The organism is Bacillus sp. FSL H8-0534, from assembly GCF_038005885.1.
Lineage (GTDB): Bacteria > Bacillota > Bacilli > Bacillales > Bacillaceae_G > Bacillus_A > Bacillus_A pseudomycoides.
Window position 1 is genome coordinate 3,520,571 of the sequence record NZ_JBBOUC010000001.1, and the last position, 24,435, is coordinate 3,545,005.

The 24,435-nt window shown below is 38.7% G+C and carries 27 protein-coding genes and 1 tRNA gene; 20 read left to right on the plus strand and 8 right to left on the minus strand.

The window, feature by feature from the left end; genetic code table 11:
* Positions 1-167: 167 nt before the first annotated feature.
* The 5 genes from MHH71_RS17905 (at position 168) to MHH71_RS17925 (ending at position 3,804) form a co-directional block, all read left to right on the plus strand.
* Positions 168-626, plus strand: a complete 459-nt coding sequence (locus MHH71_RS17905; protein WP_001190078.1) for an NUDIX hydrolase — start codon at positions 168-170, stop codon at positions 624-626.
* Positions 627-646: 20 nt separating this feature from the next.
* On the plus strand, positions 647-1,528 hold the full coding sequence (gene rapZ, locus MHH71_RS17910; RefSeq protein WP_003201889.1) for an RNase adapter RapZ: 882 nt from the start codon (positions 647-649) through the stop codon (positions 1,526-1,528).
* 3 nt (positions 1,529-1,531) lie between these two features.
* On the plus strand, positions 1,532-2,485 hold the full coding sequence (locus MHH71_RS17915) for a gluconeogenesis factor YvcK family protein (protein WP_003201891.1): 954 nt from the start codon (positions 1,532-1,534) through the stop codon (positions 2,483-2,485).
* Between the two features lie 87 nt (positions 2,486-2,572).
* Complete coding sequence (gene whiA / locus MHH71_RS17920; protein WP_006096514.1) at positions 2,573-3,523, plus strand: DNA-binding protein WhiA; 951 nt, start codon at positions 2,573-2,575, stop codon at positions 3,521-3,523.
* A gap of 23 nt (positions 3,524-3,546) precedes the next feature.
* Positions 3,547-3,804: an HPr family phosphocarrier protein gene (locus tag MHH71_RS17925; protein WP_006096515.1), complete on the plus strand. Its 258-nt coding sequence runs from the start codon at positions 3,547-3,549 to the stop codon at positions 3,802-3,804.
* A 282-nt stretch (positions 3,805-4,086) separates the two neighbouring features.
* Here the strand turns inward: MHH71_RS17925 and clpP are convergent, their stop codons facing one another.
* The 8 genes from clpP to MHH71_RS17965 form a co-directional block, all read right to left on the minus strand.
* Positions 4,087-4,668, minus strand: coding sequence for an ATP-dependent Clp endopeptidase proteolytic subunit ClpP (gene clpP, locus MHH71_RS17930; RefSeq protein WP_001049163.1), 582 nt, complete (start codon positions 4,666-4,668; stop codon positions 4,087-4,089).
* A 250-nt stretch (positions 4,669-4,918) separates the two neighbouring features.
* On the minus strand, positions 4,919-5,794 hold the full coding sequence (locus MHH71_RS17935; protein ID WP_006096523.1) for a DUF421 domain-containing protein: 876 nt from the start codon (positions 5,792-5,794) through the stop codon (positions 4,919-4,921).
* Positions 5,795-5,814: 20 nt separating this feature from the next.
* Positions 5,815-6,021 (minus strand): DUF1657 domain-containing protein, encoded by a 207-nt coding sequence (locus MHH71_RS17940; protein WP_003201916.1) that lies wholly within the window; start codon positions 6,019-6,021, stop codon positions 5,815-5,817.
* Positions 6,022-6,032: 11 nt separating this feature from the next.
* The gene (gene spoVAE, locus MHH71_RS17945; RefSeq protein ID WP_016112492.1) at positions 6,033-6,383 is read right to left on the minus strand and encodes a stage V sporulation protein AE; all 351 of its coding nucleotides are present in this window, start codon (positions 6,381-6,383) and stop codon (positions 6,033-6,035) included.
* Entirely contained in the window at positions 6,380-7,396 is a 1,017-nt protein-coding gene (gene spoVAD / locus MHH71_RS17950) for a stage V sporulation protein AD (protein WP_003201920.1), read from the minus strand. Before spoVAD ends, spoVAE begins: the two co-directional genes overlap by 4 nt.
* Positions 7,397-7,873 (minus strand): stage V sporulation protein AC, encoded by a 477-nt coding sequence (spoVAC, locus tag MHH71_RS17955; protein ID WP_003201921.1) that lies wholly within the window; start codon positions 7,871-7,873, stop codon positions 7,397-7,399. It abuts the gene before it with no gap.
* 34 nt (positions 7,874-7,907) lie between these two features.
* Entirely contained in the window at positions 7,908-8,396 is a 489-nt protein-coding gene (locus tag MHH71_RS17960; RefSeq protein WP_018765091.1) for a YhcN/YlaJ family sporulation lipoprotein, read from the minus strand.
* Positions 8,397-8,511: 115 nt separating this feature from the next.
* Positions 8,512-8,718, minus strand: a complete 207-nt coding sequence (locus tag MHH71_RS17965; protein WP_003201925.1) for a DUF1657 domain-containing protein — start codon at positions 8,716-8,718, stop codon at positions 8,512-8,514.
* 182 nt (positions 8,719-8,900) lie between these two features.
* On the opposite strand from MHH71_RS17965, the gene MHH71_RS17970 reads away from it, so the two are divergent.
* The 15 genes from MHH71_RS17970 (at position 8,901) to rnr (ending at position 24,254) form a co-directional block, all read left to right on the plus strand.
* A tRNA-Arg gene (locus tag MHH71_RS17970) sits at positions 8,901-8,976 on the plus strand.
* A 452-nt stretch (positions 8,977-9,428) separates the two neighbouring features.
* A complete protein-coding gene (gene rpoN, locus MHH71_RS17975; RefSeq protein ID WP_033799229.1) occupies positions 9,429-10,730 on the plus strand; it encodes an RNA polymerase factor sigma-54 in 1,302 nt (433 codons plus the stop codon).
* Positions 10,731-10,739: 9 nt separating this feature from the next.
* Positions 10,740-10,985, plus strand: a complete 246-nt coding sequence (locus MHH71_RS17980) for a glutaredoxin family protein (RefSeq protein ID WP_018765089.1) — start codon at positions 10,740-10,742, stop codon at positions 10,983-10,985.
* Between the two features lie 135 nt (positions 10,986-11,120).
* Positions 11,121-12,149 carry a gapA transcriptional regulator CggR gene (gene cggR, locus MHH71_RS17985; protein WP_018783330.1) on the plus strand — a complete coding sequence of 343 codons (1,029 nt, stop codon included), beginning with the start codon at positions 11,121-11,123 and terminating at the stop codon, positions 12,147-12,149.
* 26 nt (positions 12,150-12,175) lie between these two features.
* Positions 12,176-13,180: a type I glyceraldehyde-3-phosphate dehydrogenase gene (gene gap / locus MHH71_RS17990; protein ID WP_006096526.1), complete on the plus strand. Its 1,005-nt coding sequence runs from the start codon at positions 12,176-12,178 to the stop codon at positions 13,178-13,180.
* A 136-nt stretch (positions 13,181-13,316) separates the two neighbouring features.
* Positions 13,317-14,501: a phosphoglycerate kinase gene (locus tag MHH71_RS17995; RefSeq protein WP_006096527.1), complete on the plus strand. Its 1,185-nt coding sequence runs from the start codon at positions 13,317-13,319 to the stop codon at positions 14,499-14,501.
* Between the two features lie 32 nt (positions 14,502-14,533).
* Entirely contained in the window at positions 14,534-15,289 is a 756-nt protein-coding gene (tpiA, locus tag MHH71_RS18000; RefSeq protein ID WP_003201936.1) for a triose-phosphate isomerase, read from the plus strand.
* Positions 15,286-16,815, plus strand: coding sequence for a 2,3-bisphosphoglycerate-independent phosphoglycerate mutase (gene gpmI / locus MHH71_RS18005; RefSeq protein ID WP_018783332.1), 1,530 nt, complete (start codon positions 15,286-15,288; stop codon positions 16,813-16,815). Before tpiA ends, gpmI begins: the two co-directional genes overlap by 4 nt.
* A gap of 33 nt (positions 16,816-16,848) precedes the next feature.
* On the plus strand, positions 16,849-18,141 hold the full coding sequence (eno, locus tag MHH71_RS18010; protein WP_003201939.1) for a phosphopyruvate hydratase: 1,293 nt from the start codon (positions 16,849-16,851) through the stop codon (positions 18,139-18,141).
* Positions 18,142-18,318: 177 nt separating this feature from the next.
* Entirely contained in the window at positions 18,319-18,867 is a 549-nt protein-coding gene (locus MHH71_RS18015) for a hypothetical protein (RefSeq protein ID WP_240516921.1), read from the plus strand.
* A 316-nt stretch (positions 18,868-19,183) separates the two neighbouring features.
* Positions 19,184-19,552, plus strand: a complete 369-nt coding sequence (locus MHH71_RS18020; protein WP_018765084.1) for a CidA/LrgA family holin-like protein — start codon at positions 19,184-19,186, stop codon at positions 19,550-19,552.
* Positions 19,549-20,241 carry an LrgB family protein gene (locus MHH71_RS18025; RefSeq protein WP_018765083.1) on the plus strand — a complete coding sequence of 231 codons (693 nt, stop codon included), beginning with the start codon at positions 19,549-19,551 and terminating at the stop codon, positions 20,239-20,241. Before MHH71_RS18020 ends, MHH71_RS18025 begins: the two co-directional genes overlap by 4 nt.
* A 94-nt stretch (positions 20,242-20,335) precedes the next feature.
* The gene (gene secG / locus MHH71_RS18030) at positions 20,336-20,569 is read left to right on the plus strand and encodes a preprotein translocase subunit SecG (protein ID WP_003201945.1); all 234 of its coding nucleotides are present in this window, start codon (positions 20,336-20,338) and stop codon (positions 20,567-20,569) included.
* Between the two features lie 199 nt (positions 20,570-20,768).
* Positions 20,769-21,509, plus strand: a complete 741-nt coding sequence (locus MHH71_RS18035) for an alpha/beta hydrolase (RefSeq protein ID WP_018765082.1) — start codon at positions 20,769-20,771, stop codon at positions 21,507-21,509.
* A gap of 330 nt (positions 21,510-21,839) precedes the next feature.
* Positions 21,840-24,254 carry a ribonuclease R gene (gene rnr / locus MHH71_RS18040; RefSeq protein ID WP_006096530.1) on the plus strand — a complete coding sequence of 805 codons (2,415 nt, stop codon included), beginning with the start codon at positions 21,840-21,842 and terminating at the stop codon, positions 24,252-24,254.
* Positions 24,255-24,435 lie beyond the last annotated feature (181 nt).

Consider the following 24,435-nt stretch of genomic DNA (forward strand, 5'->3'; position numbering starts at 1 on the left):
TTGTGAGGGATTCTATTTTGTAATCCAAAAGCGATGGGAATTAATTTCCATCGCTTTTTTGTTTCTTTAGGCCGGGAGCTCCTTCATTGTGACAAAGTGTTTTTGATAGTATAATGAAATGAGTATGTGATGAAGAAATTCATCATAAGTAGCTGAGGTGAAGAAACATGCAAAGAGTAACAAACTGTGTGTTAATCAAAGATAATGAAGTTCTCCTATTACAAAAACCTCGTCGGAACTGGTGGGTTGCACCGGGCGGGAAAATGGAACGCGGTGAAACAGTAAGAGATTCCGTTGTTCGCGAATATCGTGAAGAAACAGGTATTTATTTAAAGAACCCAGCGTTAAAGGGGGTCTTCACTTTTGTCATTCAAGAAGGTGATAAAGTTGTTTCTGAATGGATGATGTTCTCCTTTTTAGCGACAGATTTTGCAGGAGAAAACAAATTGGAAAGCGAAGAAGGCATCATTGGCTGGCATACATTTGATAAAATTGATGAGTTAGCAATGGCACCAGGAGATTATCACATTATTGATTATTTAATTAAAGGAAATGGAATAATCTACGGTACGTTTGTATATACACCAGATTTTGAATTACTTTCATATCGATTGGATCCGAGCTAAACCGTCAAGGAGGGGATACAATGACAGCGAATAATGATATTAAAATGGTAATTATTACAGGAATGTCCGGTGCAGGAAAAACAGTAGCCTTACAAAGTTTTGAAGATTTAGGATATTTTTGTGTAGATAACTTACCACCGATGTTATTGCCGAAGTTTGTTGAACTTATGGCAGACTCGAAAGGGAAAATGAATAAAGTGGCACTTGGTATTGATTTACGTGGCCGCGAATTTTTTGAACATTTATGGGGAGCGCTTGATGATTTATCAGAACGCACTTGGATCATTCCTCATATTTTATTTTTAGATGCGAAAGATAGCACGCTTGTAACGCGTTACAAAGAAACGAGACGTTCGCATCCGCTTGCGCCGACTGGTTTGCCGTTAAAAGGGATTGAGGCAGAGCGTGATTTATTAACAGACATGAAGGCAAGAGCTAATATTGTACTCGATACGTCTGAGTTAAAACCGAAAGAATTGCGCGAGAAAATTGTTCATCTGTTTTCAACAGAAAATGAGCAAGCGTTTCGTGTAAATGTGATGTCATTTGGATTTAAGTACGGTATTCCGATTGATGCTGATTTAGTATTTGATGTTCGTTTTTTACCAAATCCATATTATATTCCACAGATGAAGCCTTTAACAGGACTGGATGAAGAAGTTTCGTCATATGTGCTCAAATTTAATGAAACACATAAATTTTTAGAAAAGCTGACGGATCTCATTACTTTCATGCTTCCTCATTATAAAAGAGAAGGTAAGAGTCAACTTGTAATTGCAATTGGATGTACAGGTGGGCAACATCGTTCTGTTACGCTTGCAGAATACCTTGGAAAACATTTGAAACCAGAATATATCGTTCATGTATCTCATCGTGATGTGGAGAAGAGAAAGGGCCATTAGGGGATGAAAAAAGAGAGAAAACCTAAAATTGTCATCATGGGAGGAGGAACTGGACTATCTGTTTTATTAAGAGGATTGAAGAAATATCCTGTTGATATTACAGCAGTTGTTACAGTAGCTGATGATGGTGGCAGTTCAGGTAGATTGCGTGATGAGTTAGAAATTCCACCACCAGGCGACATTCGTAACGTACTTGTTGCGTTATCAGATGTAGAGCCGCTTGTGGAAGCTTTATTTCAACATCGTTTTACATCCGGAGAAGGTTTAACGGGTCATGCATTAGGTAATTTATTGCTAGCTGGGATGACGTCGATTACAGGAGACTTTTTCCATGCTATTACAGAAACGAGTAAGGTGTTAAATGTAAGAGGGCGTGTTTTACCAGCGGCCAACCAAAGTGTTGTGCTTCATGCAGAACTGGAAGATGGGCAAATTGTAACAGGTGAATCGAAAATCCCGTATTTTGGGAAAAAGATTAATCGTGTGTTTTTAACACCGGGTGATGTAGAACCACTGTCTGAGACATTGATGGAGATTCAGCGGGCTGATTTGCTTGTTTTTGGTCCTGGTAGTTTGTATACAAGTATCTTACCGAATTTAATCGTGAAAAAAATCGGGGACGCTGTTCTTACTGCAAAGGCGAAAAAGGTATATGTATGTAATGTCATGACACAAGCCGGTGAAACGATGGGGTATACAGCATTTGATCATGTGCAAGCTTTGCATGATCATCTTGGAGCACCTTTCATCGATACAGCGATTGTAAATAATCATGATATTCCTGCTGAATTACGTAAACTGTATGCAAAAGAGCTGTCTGAACCTGTTGTAGTTGATGAAGATCGTTTTGCTGAAAGTAAGATTCGTTTAATTCAAGATGAATTAGCAAAGTATGATGATCAAGTTGTAAGACATGATACATTAAAACTAGCTTCTATTTTATATTCGTTGTTATAAGCATGCGTTATCTCTTTATGAGATAACGCTACTCATTCATATAGGACAAAATTGTTGTTCCCAAATATCGTATAAGGAGGTGGGGCTGTGTCATTTGCATCAGAAACAAAGAAAGAGCTGACAAAGCTTGAGATGAAGGAGTGCTGTGAGAAAGCGGAGTTATCAGCATTGCTTCGAATGAACGGATCACTTTCTTTTTCAAACCGTCGTCTTTCGATTGATATTCAAACAGAAAATGCAGCAATTGCCAGAAGAATTTACACATTGCTGAAAAAAGGATATGACGTAACGGTAGAATTACTTGTTCGTAAAAAGATGCGACTTAAGAAAAATAATGTATATATCGTTCGGCTTGTTGAAAAATCACGTGAAATATTAGCGGATTTGCATATTGTAAGAGAAGACTTTTCATTTATTCGCAATATCTCGCAGGAATTGATTGAAAAGAAATGCTGTAAACGATCGTATTTAAGAGGTGCATTTTTAGCAGGTGGTTCAGTAAATAACCCAGAAACATCATCTTATCACTTAGAGGTCTTTTCGCTATACAAGGAACATAATGATTCTATATGTGAACTGATGAACGGATTTGATTTAAATAGTAAGACGTTGGAAAGGCGTAAAGGGTATATTACGTATTTAAAAGAAGCGGAGAAAATTACGGAGTTCTTAAACATTATTGGTGCACATAATGCGTTGTTAAGATTTGAAGATATTCGTATTGTTCGTGATATGCGTAATTCGGTCAATCGTTTAGTGAATTGCGAAACAGCTAATTTAAATAAAACAATTGGTGCTGCTTTAAGGCAAATCGAAAATATTCGTTACATTGATGAGACGGTGGGAATGGATGTCTTGCCAGATAAACTGCGCGAGATTGCACAATTACGTATTAATTATCAAGATGTAACATTGAAAGAATTAGGCGAGATGGTATCTGGGGGGAAAATCAGTAAATCAGGTATCAATCATCGCTTGCGTAAAATCGATGAAATTGCAGAGAAATTACGCGCGGGGGAACCGGTAGCAAAAAAATAACGGTAAAGGGGAGAAATGGAGCTATGGTTCAAAAACAGGTTGAGGTTGCATTAAAAAACGGCTTGCAAGCACGTCCGGCTGCGTTGTTTGTACAAGAGGCGAATCGTTTTCATGCTGATATTTTCATTGAGAAAGATGGTAAAACAGTCAATGCGAAGAGCATAATGGGAATTATGAGCTTAGCGATTGGATCTGGCAGTAACGTAACGATTATAACAGAAGGGTCAGATGCAGAAGCTGCTTTAGAAGCGTTGGCTGCTTATGTGCAAAATAAACAGTAAAAGCTATCGCATGTAGCGATAGCTTTTTTGGTTGGGTCAATTTGTTGTGTCGAATCGCTGATATATGGTGAGAAATGGTCGATATAAAAAAGGCTATCGCGCGTGACGATAGCCTTTTTGGGTTGCGATTCTAAACGAGCCGCTTCCGCTTTTAGTGATATCCAGCTCCAGCGGCTAGAACAGTCGGTCGTTTCACCCCTTCATTCGAGGCAAAAAGCGCCTCGGAATCAGGGATTCCAACGCCCTCCTGTTCTAAACGAGCCGCTTCCGCTTTTAAGTATATTAACGATTTGTAAAGATTTTATCGATTAAGCCGTATTCTAGTGCTCTTTCTGCTGTCATGAAGTTGTCGCGGTCTGTGTCACGTTGTAGAACTTCTAATGGTTGACCTGTGCGATCAGCAAGAATTTGGTTTAATTTTTCACGTAAGAATAGGATACGTTTTGCAGCGATTTCGATTTCAGTCGCTTGACCTTGTGCTCCGCCAAGTGGTTGGTGAATCATTACTTCACTGTTTGGAAGTGCATAACGTTTTCCTTTTTCACCTGCTGCAAGTAGGAAAGCACCCATAGATGCTGCCATACCGATACAAATTGTTGATACTTGTGGTTTAATAAACTGCATTGTATCGTAAATTGCCATACCTGCTGTGATAGAACCGCCAGGACTGTTGATGTAGATGTGAATATCTTTTTCTGGATCCTGAGATTCCAGGAATAAAAGCTGGGAAACGATTGAGTTTGCTACGTTGTCATCAATTGCGCTACCAAGCATAATGATGCGGTCTTTTAATAGTCGAGAGTAAATATCGTAAGCGCGTTCTCCACGATTTGTTTGTTCAATTACTGTAGGAATTAAATTCATCTGTTATTTCCTCCTTTGAAAGCTTTCTTAGTCTTATAATACAATTATGGTCAATAAAGGTCAAACGAAACCACTTTAAATCAAAAAAATATGTAGTTGTATCATGATTTATTCGCTATGTTTTTGGAATTCCCTGCTTATGTATCTTCAACATCATAACCGAATTATATAAATTTAAACGTAATAGGAGAAGTATAGTATTCGCAAAAAACAAAAGAACGCCTTTTTCGTAGAAGCGTCCTTTTGTTTCCTATTCTTTTAAGAGGTAGGTTACTTTATTTAAAACATGTTCGATTTGTTTTGCATTTTTGCTATACATTTGACTTGCTGATTTCGATTTTGTTTCTAAAGAAAATAATTCAAGATCAGCATGACATTTTTTTAAAGAAGCTAATAGCAATGGCTTATTTTGAGGCGAAGGCATTTGGATTTTGTCATTATAGATGTCGACAGTAAGTTGTCCGTAAGAGTCGATTTGTCCAAGAAAGACATTTTCTATTACAACTCCAATCTTCTCTAACTCCATGTGAAGCCAAGCGCGATTATGACCGCTAGCTGAAAGTGGTTCATCTAGTACATTGCCATCCATAATTACTGTATGTGTTTCCTTTTCGTTCGGCACTTTTAGTCCGATGTCTTTTGCGGTTAGTGGTTGTCTATCCTTTTTCAATAAGACGTTTAATTCGCCATTTGGCTCTAATACAGCAAATTCAACATCAGCTATGTTGAATACATCTTTTTTACGAAGGAGTTCGAGTAATTCATCGCTTGTATATTTTTCCTTTTTCAAATTATCTTCGAGTACTTTTCCATCTTTTATAAAAACAGTAGATTTTCCCTCAAAGAAGTCTCTTACTGTTTTGTTTTTTAAAGAAGCAAGTCCAGCGAAAAAAGGTACGATCGCAAAAACAAGTATACTGGAAACACCGTGGAAAAAGTTTTGTTCTAGCCCAGTCGATACTTCAGCAGCGATATCACCAATTGTCATACCGGCTATGTATTCGAAAAAAGAAAGCTGAGAGATTTGTCTTTTTCCAAGCCATTTTGTGATAGCGAATAAAATAATCAAGATACATAAAGAACGTATAATGACAAGTGGCCATTCTGGTATGTGAATGTGAGGCATATAAATTCCCTCCAGTTTGCCTAAAATCCTTTATATTGTGGTTCTTCCCGTTCTAACATCGAAATTCTGTTCTTTAAATCAGCAATAACACTATCCATTTCTAACATACATTCATGGAAAACGCGTTTTGCTTCTTCGTCAGCCGCGTCTTGTGAAAGGGTACTTAAACTTGCTTGTGCACCTTTTAAACTAGCGAGACATGTTTTTACACTAGCAACAACGGTCATGGGAACACCTCTTATCCTTTTGGTTTAAATAGTAATGCGCCGATAAATCCGAATATAATGGCTGCGGAGATACCAGCACTTGTTACTTTAAACATACCTGTTATAACGCCGACAATCCCGTGCTTTGCCGCTTCTGCCATTGCTCCATGAACAAGGGCGTTTCCGAAACTTGTAATCGGAACGGTTGCCCCAGCTCCGGCAAAATCGATTAGTGGTTCATATAAATTAAATCCATCTAATATAGCACCAGCAACAACAAGTGTTGCCATTGTGTGAGCGGGCGTGAGCTTACCGACATCAAACATAAGCTGCCCGATTACGCAGATGAGTCCACCGATGACAAAAGCCCAGAAAAATATCATTGCTCTACACCTCCAAATTCAATCGATACGGCATGGGCGATGCACGGAATGGTTTCTTCTTGTTGAAATGTAAGAGGAGACAATAAAGCGCCGGTCGCTACGACAAGCATCCTTTTGAACTCACCCTTCTTCATTCGGTTTAATAAATGTCCGTATACGACTGTTGCTGAACAACCTGCCCCGCTTCCACCAGCTAATACGGGTTGGCCTTCCCGATAAATGAGCAATCCACAATCTTGAAATTGCTCGCTCTTTACTTTTGTTCCGTGCTTATGCAGTAAATCATAGGAAATTTCACGTCCGACATGACCTAGGTCGCCCGTTACGATTAAATCATAGTGAGATGCATCAATTTGCATATCGCGTAAATGTGCTTCGATTGTATCGACAGCAGCTGGAGCCATCGCGCCTCCCATGTTAAAGGGGTCAGTTAAGCCCATATCAACAATCCGTCCAATTGTTGCGGATGTCACACGCGGTCCATCTCCTGTACTACTTAAAAGCGCAGCACCAGCACCAGTTACGGTCCATTGAGCGGTAGGTGGTTTTTGACCGCCGTATTCAGTTGGATAGCGGAATTGTTTTTCCACGGCTGTATTATGACTTGATGAACCTGTTAATAAATATTTTGCACCTTTTGCATTTACAATGCTTGCACCGAGAGCAAGGCCTTCCATAGAAGTAGAGCAAGCACCAAATAATCCAAGATAAGGAGTGCCAAGTGTACGACAAGCAAAGCTTGAAGGTGTAATTTGGTTAATTAAGTCTCCGGCGAGTACAAATTGAATATCTTCTTTACGAAGTCTTGCTTTTTCCGTTGCACGGCTACAAGCTTCTTCAAATAAAATTTTATGCGCCTTTTCATAAGAATCTTGTCCGAGCCATAAATCTTCATGAAGAGTATCAAAGTCTTCAGGGATTTTTCCTTTTGCTTCAAATGGCCCACCGACTACACCTGTTGAGATGATAACTGGTTTGTTTTCAAATACCCATGTTCGGTGTCCTTGTAACATTTACAAGCCTCCCCATTGAACAAGAATGGTTTTAATAAGAGCGATTACGAAAGCAGAAAATACACCAAATAAAATAACGGATCCTGCTAATTTAAACATGTTGCCACCTACCCCAAGGACAAAGCCTTCCGTTCGGTGTTCGATGCATGCGGCGATAACAGAATTGCCAAAACCAGTAACCGGTACGGCTGTACCAGCGCCAGCAAATTGTCCAAGACGGTCATACACACCGAATCCAGTTAGCAACATAGAGATGAAAATGAGTGTCGCTACTGTTGGGTTTCCTGCAGACCTTTCAGTGAAATCGAAATAGGTGATATAAAAGGTAGAGATGAGTTGGCCGATAAAACAGATAAGACCGCCAACAAAAAAAGCTTTTATACAATTTTTTAAAACAGGCCGTTTCGGTTCGCGCTGTTGTGCAAATTTTTTATATTCCTGTTGTACAGGTGTTAAATTTTTGTCTTTACTGGACATTTGGATCCTTCCTTTTCTTTTAGAAAACGTACAATTACGTATCGGATTTCACTTCTGATTGAATGAGTTTTAATTGCTTTTTGATCTGATCCTTGTTTACTTCTTTTTTCTTAATTTTGTTCTCCAGGTTATCTAATAGCATGAAAATTTTTCGATCTGTACTTACTTGAATATTGAAAGTAGGATACTCATCGCTCAATTGTTTTTTGATTTTGGTGCGCAGAGGTTTTAAACCGAATCTTTCGTGATGCTCTGGTTTGACAGCTATGTAAAGATCTAAGTTGGAGTTAACGGCTGTGGCTTTTATTATTTCCTCCATAGCAAGTACTTTCTTCTTTGCTTCTTGAGAGATAGACTGATTAAAGGATTCTGTACTCATCTTCGTTAACTTTGGACCATTCTTTTCCTCTGTTCGTTTCGCTTCTTCTTTTTTTACTTTTTTATCTAATGGACTACTACCACAGCCGGTAAATGAGCTGAGTAGTAGTACGAATAACGCGGTTATGATTCCAAGTTTTCGCATTACGATCATTCCATTTCTATTGCTTTATGTAATCTGAGTGAAAAAGGATGATATGGAATCATCCTTTTTCTGTTTCTCAAAAAGTGAGTGCCATGAGATGGTATAGTACTTTCACTTATTGTTGTCCGTATTGAGGCTCTTCTTGCTGAACTTCATCAACACGTGGGTTTAAAGAATCAATAATAGATTGTGTTTGTTGTGCAGCTGTTTGGAAAAGTTGTTTTGCTTGTTGGTTGTCCGTATCAAGAGCGAACCCCTCTAAGCTTGCTTGCGCACTTTTTAATCCAGAAACAGTTTGTTTTAATTTTGTAATTACAGTCATTGAATGAAGCCTCCTTAAGAATATGAATTCAATGATTATAATTTGTGAGTAGCCCCAAAAATATAATTACCAAATTTAGGATTGACGATTTGTTTTTGAAGAAATAGTGAGGAGAGCTTTTTTATATGATAGTAGTTGCGTACATTGACATAAGAAGATATAATTACCAATATATCGTTTATGCGCCCATAGCTCAGTCGGATAGAGCGGTGGTTTCCGGTACCACGTCTGCCGGGGGTTCGAATCCCTCTGGGCGCGTCAAAAAGTCTTAACTTACATTTGTAGGTTAGGACTTTTTTATTTCCTTCTTGTTATATCTGTTCATAAGATTTACTATTAGTATGTGGTTATAAAAAATGATTGTTATATATTCATTTTGATTTTCAAGCGTATCAGTCGCCGTTATGAAGAACAAAAGGTGACCTGCATTTGGTCTCTCTCTTTGTTTTCACTTGGCACGGGGCTAGGCACTGACCGCTTCTTTTTTGAGCGGATCCTCTCTTCCGCTCAAAAAATAAAGGTTTTATGTCAGTTCTTCAACTTGTATTTATATATATTTTTTATTGTTTTCTTTCAATATTATCCATTTTTCAGTTGTAAGATGTAAATTTCATTAATACATATAAATTAATAATATTTGGAATGGGTATCTGCGCAGGATTCTCCTTTTAGGAAACTTATTGTACAATAGAAACAAGGGGGAGATTAGATTGAAGGCAAGTCTTTTACAAGAACAAAGCTTACGTTTGGCCATGACACAAGAGTTAAGACAAGCGATTACAATGCTCCAATATAATGTGCAGGAATTATCGGAGTTTTTGTATGAGCAATCGTTAGAGAATCCCCTTATTGAGTTAGGCGGCTTTGAGAGGGAGAAGAAAAAGAGCTCAAGTAAAAGTACAGGCAAACAAGTTAATAATCAAATGGAAATTTACAGTGTGGATTCGACAACGATTCAGCAACACTTATTAGATCAAATACAGTATTATAAAATAGATGAAGAGCAGCGAAAAGCAGCTTCTTTCATCATTATGAACATGGATGAGAATGGTTATTTACAAGAAACCAATGAAGAATTAGCAGAACTACTTGCAGCACATATTGATGTAGTGGACTGTTCTATGGAGCTTGTCCAGTCATTAGAGCCAGCAGGGGTGGGAGCGCGTAATATTCAGGAGTGTCTATCACTTCAATTGAAGCGCTTACAAAAACGAGATGAGCTGGCAGAAATGATTGTGGATGAACATTTCGTGTATTTTGTTAAGAAAGATTGGCGGAAACTTATCCATGTTATGAAATGTAATAATGAAGAATTACAATCAGCTGTTGATTGTATTACATCGCTTCAGCCAAAACCAGGGCTTGCGTTTAGCTCTGAAAAACCGCTTTATATTGTTCCTGATATGGCTGTTAAAAAAGACGGCGATCGTCTCGTTTTACAAATGAATGAACGTAACATGCCAAGGATTGAAATTCATTCAGAGTATAGTGCACTTCTTCATAATAGTGAAAGTGAGGTTGCTTCTTATGTATCTGAGAAGTATCAGCATGTGCAGTGGATTATGCGCAGTTTAAAGCAACGGAAACAAACGCTTTTGCAAGTGATGGAAATCATTATGAAGAAACAACGTGATTTCTTTTGGCAGGGGCCAGAGTACTTAAAACCACTCTCCTTAAAAGAAGTAGCTGAAGAACTAAGTGTACATGAATCTACAATTAGCCGTGCTACCCGTAATAAATATGTACAAACGCCGCACGGATTGTTTGAAATGAAGTCATTTTTTAGTAACGCAGTGGTTACAACAGAAGATGAGGCTGTTTCTACAAAGCGTGTTAAACAATTGATGCAAGCGCTTGTAGAAAAAGAAAACAAGAAAAAACCACTTTCAGATCAAAAAATTTCAAAATTGTTAGAAGAAGAGCATGAAATCGTTATTTCAAGAAGAACGGTTGCGAAATATCGAGAACAAATGAATATTCCTGCTTCTTCTCTTCGAAAAACAATTGGATAGGTGAAGAAGATGAAGGTTGTTTTATATACGAAAACGGATTGTGGCCTTTGTGAGAAGGCAAAACAGCTGTTGAAAGAAGTGCAACATGAATATTCTTTTGAAATCGAGGAAATAGATATATATGAAGATGATGAGCTTTTAGAAAAGTATCAAATTATGATTCCTGTTGTGGAAATTGACGGAAAACAGGCGGAATGCGGTGTCATTCACAAAGATGTCATAATAAACTATATAAAGAATGCAGTTAAGAGTTGAATAAGTTTCTATCTCCTGTTACAATAATAAACGTAGCAGGGATTATTTTTTTAAACCTAGTGGGACATAAAATGTCACTACGGGACACGAAGTGACCACGAGGGAAAATGAACCGATGCAGTGAGGAGAAAAGATATGCGCTCATGGATTCAAAATACAAAAAAATTATTACCTGATCTGCTACCTGTTATGCAAACGAGAATGCAAATTCTTCAGCACATTCGTCTCATGCAGCCGATTGGCAGAAGAAATTTATCTGCAAGTCTTGGTATGACAGAACGAGTATTGCGAAGTGAAGTACAAGTTTTGAAAGAACAAAACTTAGTTCACGTCGCCTCTTCTGGAATGACTTTAACAGAAGAAGGAACAACTGTGGTTCTTGCTTTGGAAGACTTTATGAAAGAAATTTCCGGGTTAAAGGTTTTAGAAAAACAACTTAAGGAAACATTAGACTTGGATGAAGTTTTCGTTGTCCCTGGTGATAGTGATGAATCACCCTGGGTCAAACTGGAGATGGGCCGTGCTTGTGTGACTTGTATAAAAGACCATCTGACAGCGAATAATATCGTTGCTGTGGCTGGAGGAACAACGCTAGCTGCTGCTGCGGACATGATGCAACTAGATTGCAAAGATTTACATATGCTATTTGTCCCAGCGCGTGGTGGAATTGGAGAAGGTGTCGAATTAGAGGCCAATACCATTTGTGCGAAGATGGCACAAAATACGATGAGTAATTATCGCTTATTGTATGTTCCAGACCATGTAAGTAGCGAAGCATATGCGTCTATTGTGACAGAGCCTTCTGTGAAAGAAGTTCTTGAGTTGATTCGATCTTCCAATATCGTCATTCATGGAATTGGTGATGCGTTAACAATGGCACGGCGCAGAAATACTTCAGAAGCAGATTGGATGAAAATTAAAGCAAGTGAAGCAGTCGGCGAAGCTTTCGGTTATTACTTCAATGAACAAGGTAATGTCGTTCATAAAGTACAAACAGTAGGTATGCAGCTAAAAGATTTACATCATGTATCTCACGTTGTTGCAGTCGCTGGAGGATCTTCAAAAGCAAAAGCAATACAGGCTGTAATTAAACAAGGGCACACTTCGATTCTAATTACAGATGAAGGTGCAGCGAAACAATTAACAAAGGGTATTACCCTTTAATATAATCCCCCAAGGAGGAAATTTAAATGACTAAAATTGGTATTAATGGATTTGGACGTATCGGACGTAACGTATTCCGCGCAGCTCTTAACAACCCAGAGGTAGAAGTAGTAGCAATCAACGACTTAACAGACGCTAAAACTTTAGCTCACCTTTTAAAATATGACACAGTTCACGGAACTTTAAATGCAGAAGTATCTGCTAACGAAAGCAGCATCGTTGTTAATGGTAAAGAAATTAAAGTTATCGCTGAGCGTGACCCAGCTCAATTACCATGGAGCGACTACGGAGTAGAAATCGTAGTAGAATCTACTGGACGTTTCACTAAGAAAGCAGACGCTGAAAAACACTTAGGTGGATCAGTTAAAAAAGTTATCATCTCTGCACCAGCTTCTGACGAAGATATCACTGTTGTTATGGGTGTTAACCACGAACAATACGATGCAGCTAGCCACAACGTAGTATCTAACGCTTCTTGTACTACAAACTGCTTAGCTCCATTCGCTAAAGTATTAAACGAAAAATTCGGCGTAAAACGCGGAATGATGACAACAATTCACTCTTACACTAACGACCAACAAATCTTAGACTTACCACACAAAGATTTACGTCGTGCTCGTGCAGCAGCTGAAAACATGATCCCAACATCTACTGGTGCAGCTAAAGCTGTAGCATTAGTATTACCAGAACTTAAAGGTAAATTAAACGGTGGCGCAGTACGTGTTCCAACTGCTAACGTTTCTCTTGTTGACTTAGTTGTTGAACTTGACAAAGAAGTAACAGTGGAAGAAATCAATGCAGCATTCAAAGCAGCTGCTGAAGGCGAATTAAAAGGTATCCTTGGATACAGCGAAGAGCCATTAGTATCTATCGACTATAACGGATGCACAAACTCTTCTACAATCGATGCATTATCTACAATGGTAATGGAAGGTAACATGGTTAAAGTACTTTCTTGGTACGATAACGAAACTGGTTACTCTAACCGTGTAGTAGACTTAGCTGCATACATGACTTCTAAAGGTCTTTAATTCTTAAGTTTATAAGTTATCAATGACAAAACGAGGGAGAGGGTTTGTTCCCTCTCTCTCTTCTTTCGTTTTAGAAGCAAATGTGATAAGCTTTTGAATGGGTTTTGTCAATCCTAACTAGTCGGAGGGAAATCCAATGAACAAAAAATCAATTCGTGACGTAGATTTAAAAGGTAAACGAGTATTTTGCCGCGTTGACTTCAACGTACCTATGAAAGATGGCAAAGTTACAGACGAGACTCGTATTCGTGCAGCTCTTCCTACAATTCAATATTTAGTAGAGCAAGGTGCGAAAGTTATTTTAGCAAGTCACTTAGGTCGTCCAAAAGGCCAAGTAGTAGAAGAAATGCGTCTTACTCCAGTAGCTGCACGTTTAGGTGAGCTTCTTGGTAAAGATGTGAAAAAAGCGGACGAAGCATTCGGACCAGCTGTACAAGAAATGGTTGCAGCAATGAACGAAGGCGACGTATTAGTTCTTGAAAACGTACGTTTCTATGCGGGCGAAGAAAAGAACGATGCAGAACTTGCGAAAGAATTTGCAGCTCTTGCTGATCTTTTCGTTAACGATGCATTCGGTGCAGCTCACCGTGCTCATGCTTCTACTGCAGGTATTGCAGACTACCTACCAGCAGTATCTGGTTTCCTAATGGAAAAAGAGTTAGAAGTATTAGGTAAAGCACTTTCTAACCCAGAACGCCCATTTACAGCAATCATCGGTGGTGCGAAAGTAAAAGATAAAATCGGTGTAATTCGTCATCTATTAGACAAAGTAGATAACCTAATTATCGGTGGTGGCCTTGCTTACACATTCGTAAAAGCATTAGGACATGAAATCGGACAATCTCTATGTGAAAATGACAAAATTGACTTAGCAAAAGAGTTTATGGAACTTGCAAAAGAAAAGGGCGTAAACTTCTATATGCCAGTTGATGTTGTAATTACAGAAGAGTTCTCTGAAACTGCAACAACAAAAGTTGTAGGTATCGATGCAATTCCTGAAACTTGGGAAGGCGTGGATATCGGACCGAAAACAAGTGAAATTTATGCTGATGTAATTAAAAACTCTAAGCTTGTTGTATGGAACGGACCAATGGGTGTATTTGAAATGACTCCATTTGCAGAAGGTACAAAAGCAGTAGGACAAGCATTAGCAGATGCAGAAGGTACATACTCTGTTATCGGCGGTGGTGACTCTGCAGCAGCTGTTGAAAAATTCGGTATGGCTGACAAAATGAGCCACATTTCTACTGGCGGCGGTGCGTCATTAGAATTTATGGAAGGTAAAGAACTTCCAGGTGTAGTTTGTCTTAACGACAAATAAGTAGCAGCCAAAGAAAAAGGACGGTGCAAAGCATGCGTAAACCAATTATCGCAGGTAACTGGAAAATGAATAAAACTTTATCTGAAGCAGTTAGCTTCGTAGAGGAAGTAAAAGGTCAAATCCCAGCAGCTTCAGCTGTTGATGCAGTAGTTTGCTCTCCAGCTCTTTTCTTAGAGCGCTTAGTAGCGGCAACTGAAGGAACGGACTTAAAAGTAGGTGCACAAAACATGCACTTCGAAAAAAATGGTGCATTCACTGGCGAAATTAGCCCAGTAGCACTTAGCGACTTAAAAGTGAGCTACGTAGTACTTGGCCACTCTGAGCGTCGTGAAATGTTTGCTGAAACAGACGAAACAGTAAACAAAAAGACTCTTGCAGCATTTGAACATGGTTTAACACCAATCGTTTGCTGTGGTGAAACTTTAGAAGAGCGCGAAAGCGGAAAAACATTTGATCTAGTAGCAGGTCAAGTGACAAAAGCACTTGCAGGTTTAACAGAAGAGCAAGTGAAAGCTACTGTTATCGCATATGAGCCAATTTGGGCGATCGGTACAGGCAAATCTTCTTCTTCTGCAGATGCAAACGAAGTATGTGCGCACATCCGTAAAGTTGTTGCAGAAGCTGTTTCTCCAGCAGCTGCAGAAGCTGTTCGTATTCAATACGGCGGTAGCGTAAAACCAGAAAACATTAAAGAATACATGGCACAATCTGACATCGACGGCGCTTTAGTTGGCGGTGCTAGCTTAGAGCCTGCTTCCTTCTTAGGTCTTCTGGGGGCGGTAAAATGAGAAAGCCAACAGCTTTAATCATTCTTGACGGTTTCGGACTACGTGAAGAAACTTACGGGAATGCTGTAGCACAAGCTAAGAAACCTAATTTTGATGGTTACTGGAACAAGTTCCCTCACACAACGCTTACAGCATGTGGCGAGGCAGTGGGTCTTCCAGAAGGTCAAATGGGTAACTCTGAGGTTGGTCACTTAAATATCGGTGCTGGCCGCGTAGTATATCAAAGCTTAACACGTGTGAACGTTGCAATTCGTGAAGGTGAGTTCGATAAGAACGAAACATTCCAAAATGCAATTAAAAGCGTAAAAGAAAAAGGTACAGCTCTTCATTTATTCGGTTTACTTTCTGATGGTGGTGTGCACAGTCACATGAACCATATGTTTGCTCTTCTTCGCTTAGCAGCAAAAGAAGGCGTGGAGAAAGTATACATCCATGCATTCTTAGATGGCCGCGATGTTGGACCACAAACAGCAAAAGGTTATATCGATGCAACAAATGAAGTAATTAAAGAAACAGGAGTAGGTCAATTCGCAACAATCTCTGGTCGTTATTACTCCATGGACCGTGACAAGCGTTGGGATCGCGTTGAAAAATGTTACCGTGCTATGGTGAATGGCGAAGGACCTACTTATAAATCAGCACATGAATGCGTAGAGGACTCTTATGCAAATGGTATCTATGATGAATTCGTATTGCCATCTGTAATTGTTAATGAAGATGAAACGCCAGTTGCAACAATCAATGATGATGATGCAGTTATCTTCTATAACTTCCGTCCAGACCGCGCAATTCAAATTGCACGTGTATTTACAAATGAAGACTTCCGTGAGTTCGATCGTGGTGAAAAAGTACCTCACATTCCAGAATTCGTTTGTATGACACACTTTAGTGAAACAGTAGATGGTTACGTGGCATTCAAGCCAATGAACCTTGATAACACATTAGGTGAAGTTGTTGCGCAAGCGGGATTAAAACAACTTCGCATCGCGGAAACTGAAAAGTATCCGCACGTTACATTCTTCTTTAGCGGTGGTCGTGAGGCTGAATTCCCAGGAGAAGAGCGTATCTTAATTAACTCACCTAAGGTTGCAACTTATGACTTGAAACCTGAAATGAGCATTTACGAAGTAACCGACGCTTTAGTAAATGAAATCGAAAATGATAAACATGATGTTATCATTCTTAACTTTGCAAACTGTGATATGGTTGGCCATTCTGGGATGATGGAACCAACAATTAAAGCAGTAGAAGCAACTGACGAATGTTTAGGAAAAGTTGTAGAAGCGATTCTTGCAAAAGATGGTGTAGCACTTATTACTGCTGACCATGGTAATGCTGATCAAGAGTTAACTCCTGACGGTGGGCCAATGACAGCTCATACAACGAACCCGGTTCCTTTCATCGTTACGAAAAATGATGTTGAATTACGTGAAGATGGCATCTTAGGAGATATCGCTCCAACAATGCTTACACTTCTAAATGTTGAACAACCGAAAGAAATGACAGGTAAAACAATTATTAAATAATTAAATTGCACATATAAAAGGAGAGAAAATATTATGTCAACAATTATTGATGTTTATGCTCGCGAAGTCCTAGACTCTCGTGGTAACCCAACTGTAGAAGTAGAAGTTTACACAGAAAGTGGCGCATTCGGACGCGCTATCGTACCAAGTGGTGCATCTACTGGTGAGCACGAAGCAGTAGAATTACGTGACGGTGACAAATCTCGTTACCTTGGTAAAGGTGTTGTTAACGCAGTAAACAACGTTAACGAAATTATCGCTCCAGAAATCGTTGGTTTCGACGTAACTGATCAAGCTGGTATCGACAACGCTATGATCGAATTAGATGGCACTCCAAACAAAGGTAAATTAGGCGCTAACGCTATCCTTGGTGTATCTATGGCAGTAGCTCACGCAGCAGCTGACTTTGTAGGTCTTCCATTATACCGTTACCTTGGTGGATTCAATGCAAAACAATTACCAACTCCAATGATGAACATCATCAACGGTGGTTCTCACGCTGATAACAACGTTGACTTCCAAGAGTTCATGATCTTACCAGTTGGTGCTCCAACATTCAAAGAATCAATCCGTATGGGTGCTGAAGTATTCCATGCATTAAAAGCTGTATTACATGACAAAGGTCTTAACACTGCAGTAGGTGACGAAGGTGGATTCGCTCCAAACCTTGGTTCTAACCGTGAAGCATTAGAAGTAATCATCGAAGCTATCGAAAAAGCTGGTTACAAAGCTGGCGAAAACGTATTCTTAGGAATGGACGTTGCTTCTTCTGAGTTCTACAACAAAGAAACTGGTAAATACGATCTTACAGGCGAAGGCCGCAGCATGACTTCTGCAGAAATGGTTGATTTCTACGAAGGTCTTTGCAACGACTTCCCAATCATCTCTATCGAAGATGGTTTAGACGAAAACGACTGGGATGGCCACAAATTATTAACTGACCGTCTTGGCAAAAAAGTTCAATTAGTTGGTGACGATTTATTCGTAACGAACACTCAAAAACTTGCTGAAGGTATCGAAAAAGGTATCTCTAACTCAATCTTAATTAAAGTTAACCAAATCGGTACTTTAACTGAGACTTTCGAAGCAATCGAAATGGCTAAACGTGCTGGTTACACAGCAGTTGTATCTCACCGTTCTGGTGAAACTGAAGATGCTACAATCGCTGACATCGCAGTTGCAACGAATGCTGGCCAAATCAAAACTGGTTCTATGAGCCGTACTGACCGTATTGCTAAGTACAACCAATTATTACGCATCGAAGACGAACTAGGTGAAATCGCTGTTTACGATGGTTTAAAATCTTTCTATAACTTAAAAAAATAATTTAAATGTAGTTTTTAATTGTTTAAATTAAGTGATAAAAAACCTCCTATTTATGATAGGAGGTTTTTTTATATGTTTGTAATGCATGTGAGTTAACATCAATAAAACAATTTAATATAATGAACCTGTGATATAAATAGAAAATGTTTAATCAAGAGAGGAAATGGGGTAATGAGAATGGTTAAACTGACTACAGCGATAGATAATGAGGAATCTAATGAAATTACAGAATGGTTAGAAAAATACATCTTTCCAATTGATTTTCTGGAAGACTGCTACTTTGATGTAAACACCATTTTATATTCAGTCAATTTAGCCAAACATCATACAATAGTATGTTCAATTGTTCATAATTCCGAACCCGCCACTTTTTCTCCAGAAGAGCTAAACGCAGCTATATTAGAAGGGTGTAGAAAAACAGGACTAAATGAAGGGTGTTACTATTTTAACGTTAATGTTCATGATAATATTGCAAGGGTAGTAGAGAGTATTGGATCATATAGCTTAAAGAGAGCAGAAAAGAACTATGCGCTATTCCCATTGTATTACCTATTAACAGAAAACAGAGCAGTTGAAGGTGGCACAAGTTATACGGGGCTTATTGGAAGAAATAAAGATTGGATGCTAACAATTGAATTTGCAACGAAGATAAATTTCATAGTACATGGGAGTAAAGAATTTTGTGATGTAGTATATCAGGCATTATATAAAAAGGACACTAGGTAACGTATTAGTGTTCTTTTTATGTTTTTTAGGACAAATTTTTAGGGATATTGTGAACTTGATTCATATATTTAAAGAAATCTATATGAGGATATTTCTTTTTTAAAATAGTAAATCCTAAAAATCAGAAAATATAAACTTTTCATTTTAGGTCAATGTTTTTGACGTAAATTTCGCTCGGAAACCCAGTCATACCAAGGGTGTAAGCGTATAACATATGTCATTTTTGTTGTCAAGTTGATAAATTGCAGCTTTTTACAATTTATACTATGATAAGAATAGAAAACAGAAGATCGTATAAACATGAGGGATGATGAACATGAAGTTTACTAAGATTATTGTCCAAGTTGTAGCTCTTTACGTGTTTTACATGATTGGAACATGGGTGCAAGAAATGTTGAATATTCCAATTCCAGGTAGTTTGATTGGCTTATTTTTGTTGCTTATTTTACTTAGCATGAAGGTTCTTCCTGTGAAATGGTTTGATTTAGGAGCAGAAACACTTGTTGCTATTATGCCGTTTTTATTGATTCCGCCAACGATTGGCTTAATGAATTACGGTGCTTTTTTTATGAGTAAAGGAATTTCTCTTTTCATTACAATTGTAGCGAGTACATTTTTAATTATTATTGTCGCAGGACATACAGGACAATATCTTGCGAATAGAAAGGAAAAAGAATCGCGATGAGCCAAATATTAATCGGAATTGGTTGGGTTATTCTTACATTGTTATTATATCAATTATCTAAAAAGATTTATAAAGTATTGCCAACACCATTTACCATTCCAATGCTTGTAGCAACAGCATTAATGATTGTCTTATTACTTGTGCTGGATATACCATATCAACAATACATGCAGAGTGGTGGTGGCTGGATTTCAAAACTGCTTGGTCCAGGGGTGGTAGCATTTGCTATTCCATTATATAAACAGCGTCATGTGTTGCAAAAATATATTGTACCGATTGCGGGTGGTGTATTAGTCGGAACAACAGTTGCGATTGCAAGTGACTTAGTGATTGCAACGCTTATGGGAACAGATAAAAGCTTAATTTTATCTTCTTTACCAAAATCCGTAACAATGCCAGTTGCAATGAGTGTATCTGAGCAGGTTGGCGGCGTTCCATCTTTAACAGCAGCATTCGTTGTTGTTGCAGGGATTACAGGAACAATTACAGGTCCGCTTTTATTGAAATGGAGCCGCGTTACAAACTCTGTTGGTAAAGGGATTGGTTTTGGATGTGCATCACATATTATGGGTGTGATGAGAGCGATGAAAAACAATGAACATGAAGGTGTTATTGGATCGGTAACAATGACATTGACGGCTATTTTAACTTGTCTGCTTGGACCGCTATTTGCAACCATGTTTATGTAATAGATGAAAGCGAGAGCAATAGGAACAGCTCTCGCTTTTCTGTTGGATTTGTGCTACAGTTAAATTAACTGAATCTTTGTAGGAGGTACGCCAGGTGCATACGTTATTATCAGTTTTACTTATTATTGTATCGATTTTAATGATTGTTATGGTACTTATGCAGTCTAGTAATAGTTCAGGCCTTTCAGGTGCTATTTCAGGCGGTGCAGAGCAATTATTTGGTAAGCAAAAAGCACGCGGAATTGAAGCCGTATTAAACCGTATTACAGTTGTTTTAGCTGTACTATTCTTTGCACTAACAATTGGAGTTACGTACTTAAGCATATAAGTAAAGGTCTTGCTTTTTGACAGATATGAAAAAAGAAGAAGCGTTAGCGGATTCGCGCTAATGGTTCTTCTTTTTTTGTCTCATTTGTATTTCATTATTCGCAAAAAGTTTCTAATTAGATTATGGAAATGGAACTATGGTAAACTAGGGATAGAAACAATAAGACTAGATTATAGAAGAGAAAGAGGAGAAGAAGATGATGAAATTAGCATCTCCGAAACCATTTACATTTGAAGGTGGAGACCGTGCTGTTTTATTACTACATGGATTCACGGGAAATTCAGCTGATGTACGTATGCTCGGGCGTTTTTTAGAGAAAAAAGGCTATACTTGCCACGCCCCAATTTATAAAGGTCATGGTGTACCGCCAGAACAACTTGTTCGTACAGGTCCTGAAGACTGGTGGAAAGATGCTATGGCTGCATATCAACATTTGAAGGATCAAGGATATGAGAAGATTGCGGCTGTTGGACTATCACTGGGCGGTGTATTCTCGTTAAAACTTGCTTATACATTACCGATTTTAGGTGTTGTACCAATGTGTGCGCCAATGTACATTAAGAGCGAAGAAATTATGTACCAAGGTATATTGGCATACGCACGTGAATATAAAAAACGTGAGCAGAAATCACCAGAGCAAATTGCAGAAGAAATGATGGAATTTAAAAAGACACCAATGAATACATTAAAAGCATTACAAGATTTAATTCGTGACGTACGCAATAATGTTGATATGATTTATGCTCCAACATTTGTTGTACAAGCACGCCATGATGAAATGATTAATACAGACAGTGCAAACATTATCTATAATGGTGTAGAGTCCACGTTAAAAGAAATTAAGTGGTATGAAGATTCTACGCATGTTATTACGCTTGATAAACAACGTGATGAGCTACACGAGGATGTATATAACTTCTTGGAGCAACTAGATTGGTAAGATCTAGTTGCCTCTTTTTTTCATGAGGTATTAAAACCATTCTTTTTAGGGTGGAAGAGAGGGTCCATCGATGGATAGAAGTGGTCAGTTCCTTTTTTCGCCCCATGCTGTGTGAGAACAGAAGGAGAGAATGAGTGGAGGTCTTCTTTTATAGACGCAACGTAGGTTCCTGTAAATCAAAATGGGTTTATATAGAAATAAACTTTTGAGATGAGGATTACGCAGCAGAATAAATGGTGAAAAACGAGTGTTTATAGAAGTTTCACTTTATATAGAGTCAATGTTTCGGATACACTAAATAATATGAGGATTTAAAGGAGGTATTTGTGCTTGGAAGACATTATTCAAGAACATATTGATAAATTATTGTTATTTATGAAAGAAGAAGCGTATAAGCCGCTAACGATACAAGAATTAGAAGCTGCTTTTGGAATTGTAGATTCCGCTGGCTTTAAAGATTTTGTAAAGGCACTTGTTATGATGGAAGAGAAAGGACTTGTTGTTCGTACACGTAGCAATCGCTATGGCCTTCCAGAAAAGATGAATTTAGTGCGCGGTAAGTTAATTGGACATGCACGTGGTTTTGCATTTGTCGTGCCGGAAGAGAAGAAGACAGGCGACGATGATATTTTTATCCCGCCCACAGAATTAAATGGTGCACTTCATGGCGATACAGTGTTAGCTCGTATTAATTCACAATCTAGCGGATCACGCCAAGAAGGTACGATCATTCGTATTGTAGAACGTGGTACGAAGGAACTAGTTGGTACATATACAGAATCAAAAAATTTTGGATTTGTACTTCCTGATAATAAACGTTGGACAAGTGACATTTTTATTCCGAAAAGTGCATCTATGGGTGCGGTAGAAGGGCATAAAGTTGTTGTGAAAATTACAAGCTATCCGCAAGATCGTTTAAGTGCGGAGGGGGAAGTTATTCAAATTCTAGGTCATAAAAATGACCCAGGGGTAGATATCTTATCTGTTATTCATAAACATCATTTGCCATTAGCATTCCCGGAAGATGTAATGGAACACGCGAACAGTGTACCAGAAACGATTTCAGAAGAAGATTTAAAAGACCGCCGAGATCTTCGTGATCAAATGATTGTGACAATTGATGGTGCAGATGCAAAAGACTTAGATGATGCGGTAACAGTAACAAGGCTTGAGAATGGTAATTATAAACTTGGTGTTCATATTGCGGATGTAAGTCATTATGTTCATGAAGGATCTCCAATTGATGTTGAAGCAGCAGAGAGAGCAACGAGTGTGTATCTTGTTGACCGTGTAATTCCGATGATTCCACATCGTTTATCAAACGGAATCTGTTCCTTGAATCCGAAAGTGGATCGCCTTACACTATCTTGTGAAATGGAAATTAACAATCTTGGTGATGTTGTGAGCCATGAGATTTTCCAAAGTGTCATTAAAACGACAGAGCGTATGACATACGCTGATGTAAGAAGTATTTTAGAAGATGAAGACGAAGAGTTAATTAAACGTTATGAGCCATTAGTACCGATGTTTAAAGAGATGGGTCAGTTAGCGCAAATCTTACGTGAAAAACGTATGAGACGTGGTGCGATTGACTTTGACTTTAAAGAAGCAAAAGTACTAGTAGATGAAGAAGGTAAACCGACAGATGTTGTAATGCGTGATCGTTCGGTATCAGAAAAGCTAATTGAAGAGTTCATGCTTGTTGCCAATGAAACGGTAGCAGAGCATTTCCATTGGATGAACGTACCGTTTATGTACCGTGTCCATGAAGATCCGAAAGAAGATAAATTAGAGCGTTTCTTCGAATTTGTAACAAACTTTGGCTATGCGGTAAAAGGACGTGCGAATGAAATACATCCTCGCGCGCTGCAACAAATTCTTGAAATGGTACAAGGGCAGCCTGAGGAAGTCGTGATTTCAACAGTTATGCTTCGTTCGATGAAACAAGCTCGTTACGATGCAGATAGCTTAGGTCACTTCGGTTTATCAACAGAATTCTATACACATTTCACATCACCAATTCGTCGTTATCCAGATACGATTGTTCACCGATTAATTCGTGAATATATTATTAACGGTAAAATTGATAACGAAACACAAGCAAAATGGCGTGAAAAGTTACCAGAGATTGCAGAGCATTCTTCTAACATGGAACGCCGCGCTGTTGAGGCAGAACGCGAAACAGACGAACTGAAAAAAGCAGAATATATGCTTGATAAGATCGGTGAAGAGTACGACGGTATGATTAGTTCTGTAACAAACTTCGGTTTATTCGTAGAGCTTCCGAATACAATTGAAGGTCTTGTTCACGTTAGCTATTTAACGGATGATTACTATCGTTATGACGAACAGCACTTTGCGATGATTGGTGAACGTACAGGTAACGTCTTCCGCATCGGTGATGAAATTACAATTCGCGTTATTAATGTAAACAAAGATGAACGCGCAATTGATTTTGAAATCGTTGGTATGAAAGGTAGCCCAAGACGTAAACTCAAAGATCGTCCAGTTGTGATTGAACAGCCAAAAGGTGGTAGAAAGAGACGCAGTGGTCGCGGCGAACGTAATAATGAGCGCGGCGGTGCACGTGACAATGAACGTGGTAGTGGAAGAAAATACGAACGTGGTGGTCAAGGGAAAGAATCCTCTGGTCGTCCAGGGAAAAAAGATGGTAACGGTAAAAAGAAAAAGCCATTCTTTGAAAATGTCCCAGGATTTAAGAAGAAAAAGAAAAAGCGTAAGTAAGAAGGAGGGCTTTGCTTATATACTGAGCGAAGCCACTTCTTTTCTGGTGGTATCTAGTTAAGGCGGCAAGCTCTTCGTGTTTAAGAACCTTCTGCAAAAGAAGATAAAAAGCATCCTCTATGCGAAAGAACCTTAGCCGATCAGAGCCGAACATTCTGAGCGAGCACTTCCACTTTTTCGT

Excerpts from the sequence above, each read along its gene's own strand:
- MHH71_RS17905 (WP_001190078.1), top strand. The coding sequence starts at position 168 with ATGCAAAGAGTAACAAACTGTGTGTTAATCAAAGATAATGAAGTTCTC.
- rapZ (WP_003201889.1), top strand. The coding sequence starts at position 647 with ATGACAGCGAATAATGATATTAAAATGGTAATTATTACAGGAATGTCC.
- MHH71_RS17915 (WP_003201891.1), top strand. The coding sequence starts at position 1,532 with ATGAAAAAAGAGAGAAAACCTAAAATTGTCATCATGGGAGGAGGAACT.
- MHH71_RS17925 (WP_006096515.1), top strand. The coding sequence starts at position 3,547 with ATGGTTCAAAAACAGGTTGAGGTTGCATTAAAAAACGGCTTGCAAGCA.
- clpP (WP_001049163.1), bottom strand. The coding sequence starts at position 4,668 with ATGAATTTAATTCCTACAGTAATTGAACAAACAAATCGTGGAGAACGC.
- MHH71_RS17935 (WP_006096523.1), bottom strand. The coding sequence starts at position 5,794 with ATGCCTCACATTCACATACCAGAATGGCCACTTGTCATTATACGTTCT.
- MHH71_RS17940 (WP_003201916.1), bottom strand. The coding sequence starts at position 6,021 with ATGACCGTTGTTGCTAGTGTAAAAACATGTCTCGCTAGTTTAAAAGGT.
- spoVAE (WP_016112492.1), bottom strand. The coding sequence starts at position 6,383 with ATGATATTTTTCTGGGCTTTTGTCATCGGTGGACTCATCTGCGTAATC.
- spoVAD (WP_003201920.1), bottom strand. The coding sequence starts at position 7,396 with ATGTTACAAGGACACCGAACATGGGTATTTGAAAACAAACCAGTTATC.
- spoVAC (WP_003201921.1), bottom strand. The coding sequence starts at position 7,873 with ATGTCCAGTAAAGACAAAAATTTAACACCTGTACAACAGGAATATAAA.
- MHH71_RS17960 (WP_018765091.1), bottom strand. The coding sequence starts at position 8,396 with ATGCGAAAACTTGGAATCATAACCGCGTTATTCGTACTACTACTCAGC.
- MHH71_RS17965 (WP_003201925.1), bottom strand. The coding sequence starts at position 8,718 with ATGACTGTAATTACAAAATTAAAACAAACTGTTTCTGGATTAAAAAGT.
- MHH71_RS17980 (WP_018765089.1), top strand. The coding sequence starts at position 10,740 with ATGAAGGTTGTTTTATATACGAAAACGGATTGTGGCCTTTGTGAGAAG.
- cggR (WP_018783330.1), top strand. The coding sequence starts at position 11,121 with ATGCGCTCATGGATTCAAAATACAAAAAAATTATTACCTGATCTGCTA.
- gap (WP_006096526.1), top strand. The coding sequence starts at position 12,176 with ATGACTAAAATTGGTATTAATGGATTTGGACGTATCGGACGTAACGTA.
- MHH71_RS17995 (WP_006096527.1), top strand. The coding sequence starts at position 13,317 with ATGAACAAAAAATCAATTCGTGACGTAGATTTAAAAGGTAAACGAGTA.
- tpiA (WP_003201936.1), top strand. The coding sequence starts at position 14,534 with ATGCGTAAACCAATTATCGCAGGTAACTGGAAAATGAATAAAACTTTA.
- gpmI (WP_018783332.1), top strand. The coding sequence starts at position 15,286 with ATGAGAAAGCCAACAGCTTTAATCATTCTTGACGGTTTCGGACTACGT.
- eno (WP_003201939.1), top strand. The coding sequence starts at position 16,849 with ATGTCAACAATTATTGATGTTTATGCTCGCGAAGTCCTAGACTCTCGT.
- MHH71_RS18015 (WP_240516921.1), top strand. The coding sequence starts at position 18,319 with ATGGTTAAACTGACTACAGCGATAGATAATGAGGAATCTAATGAAATT.
- MHH71_RS18020 (WP_018765084.1), top strand. The coding sequence starts at position 19,184 with ATGAAGTTTACTAAGATTATTGTCCAAGTTGTAGCTCTTTACGTGTTT.
- MHH71_RS18025 (WP_018765083.1), top strand. The coding sequence starts at position 19,549 with ATGAGCCAAATATTAATCGGAATTGGTTGGGTTATTCTTACATTGTTA.
- MHH71_RS18035 (WP_018765082.1), top strand. The coding sequence starts at position 20,769 with ATGAAATTAGCATCTCCGAAACCATTTACATTTGAAGGTGGAGACCGT.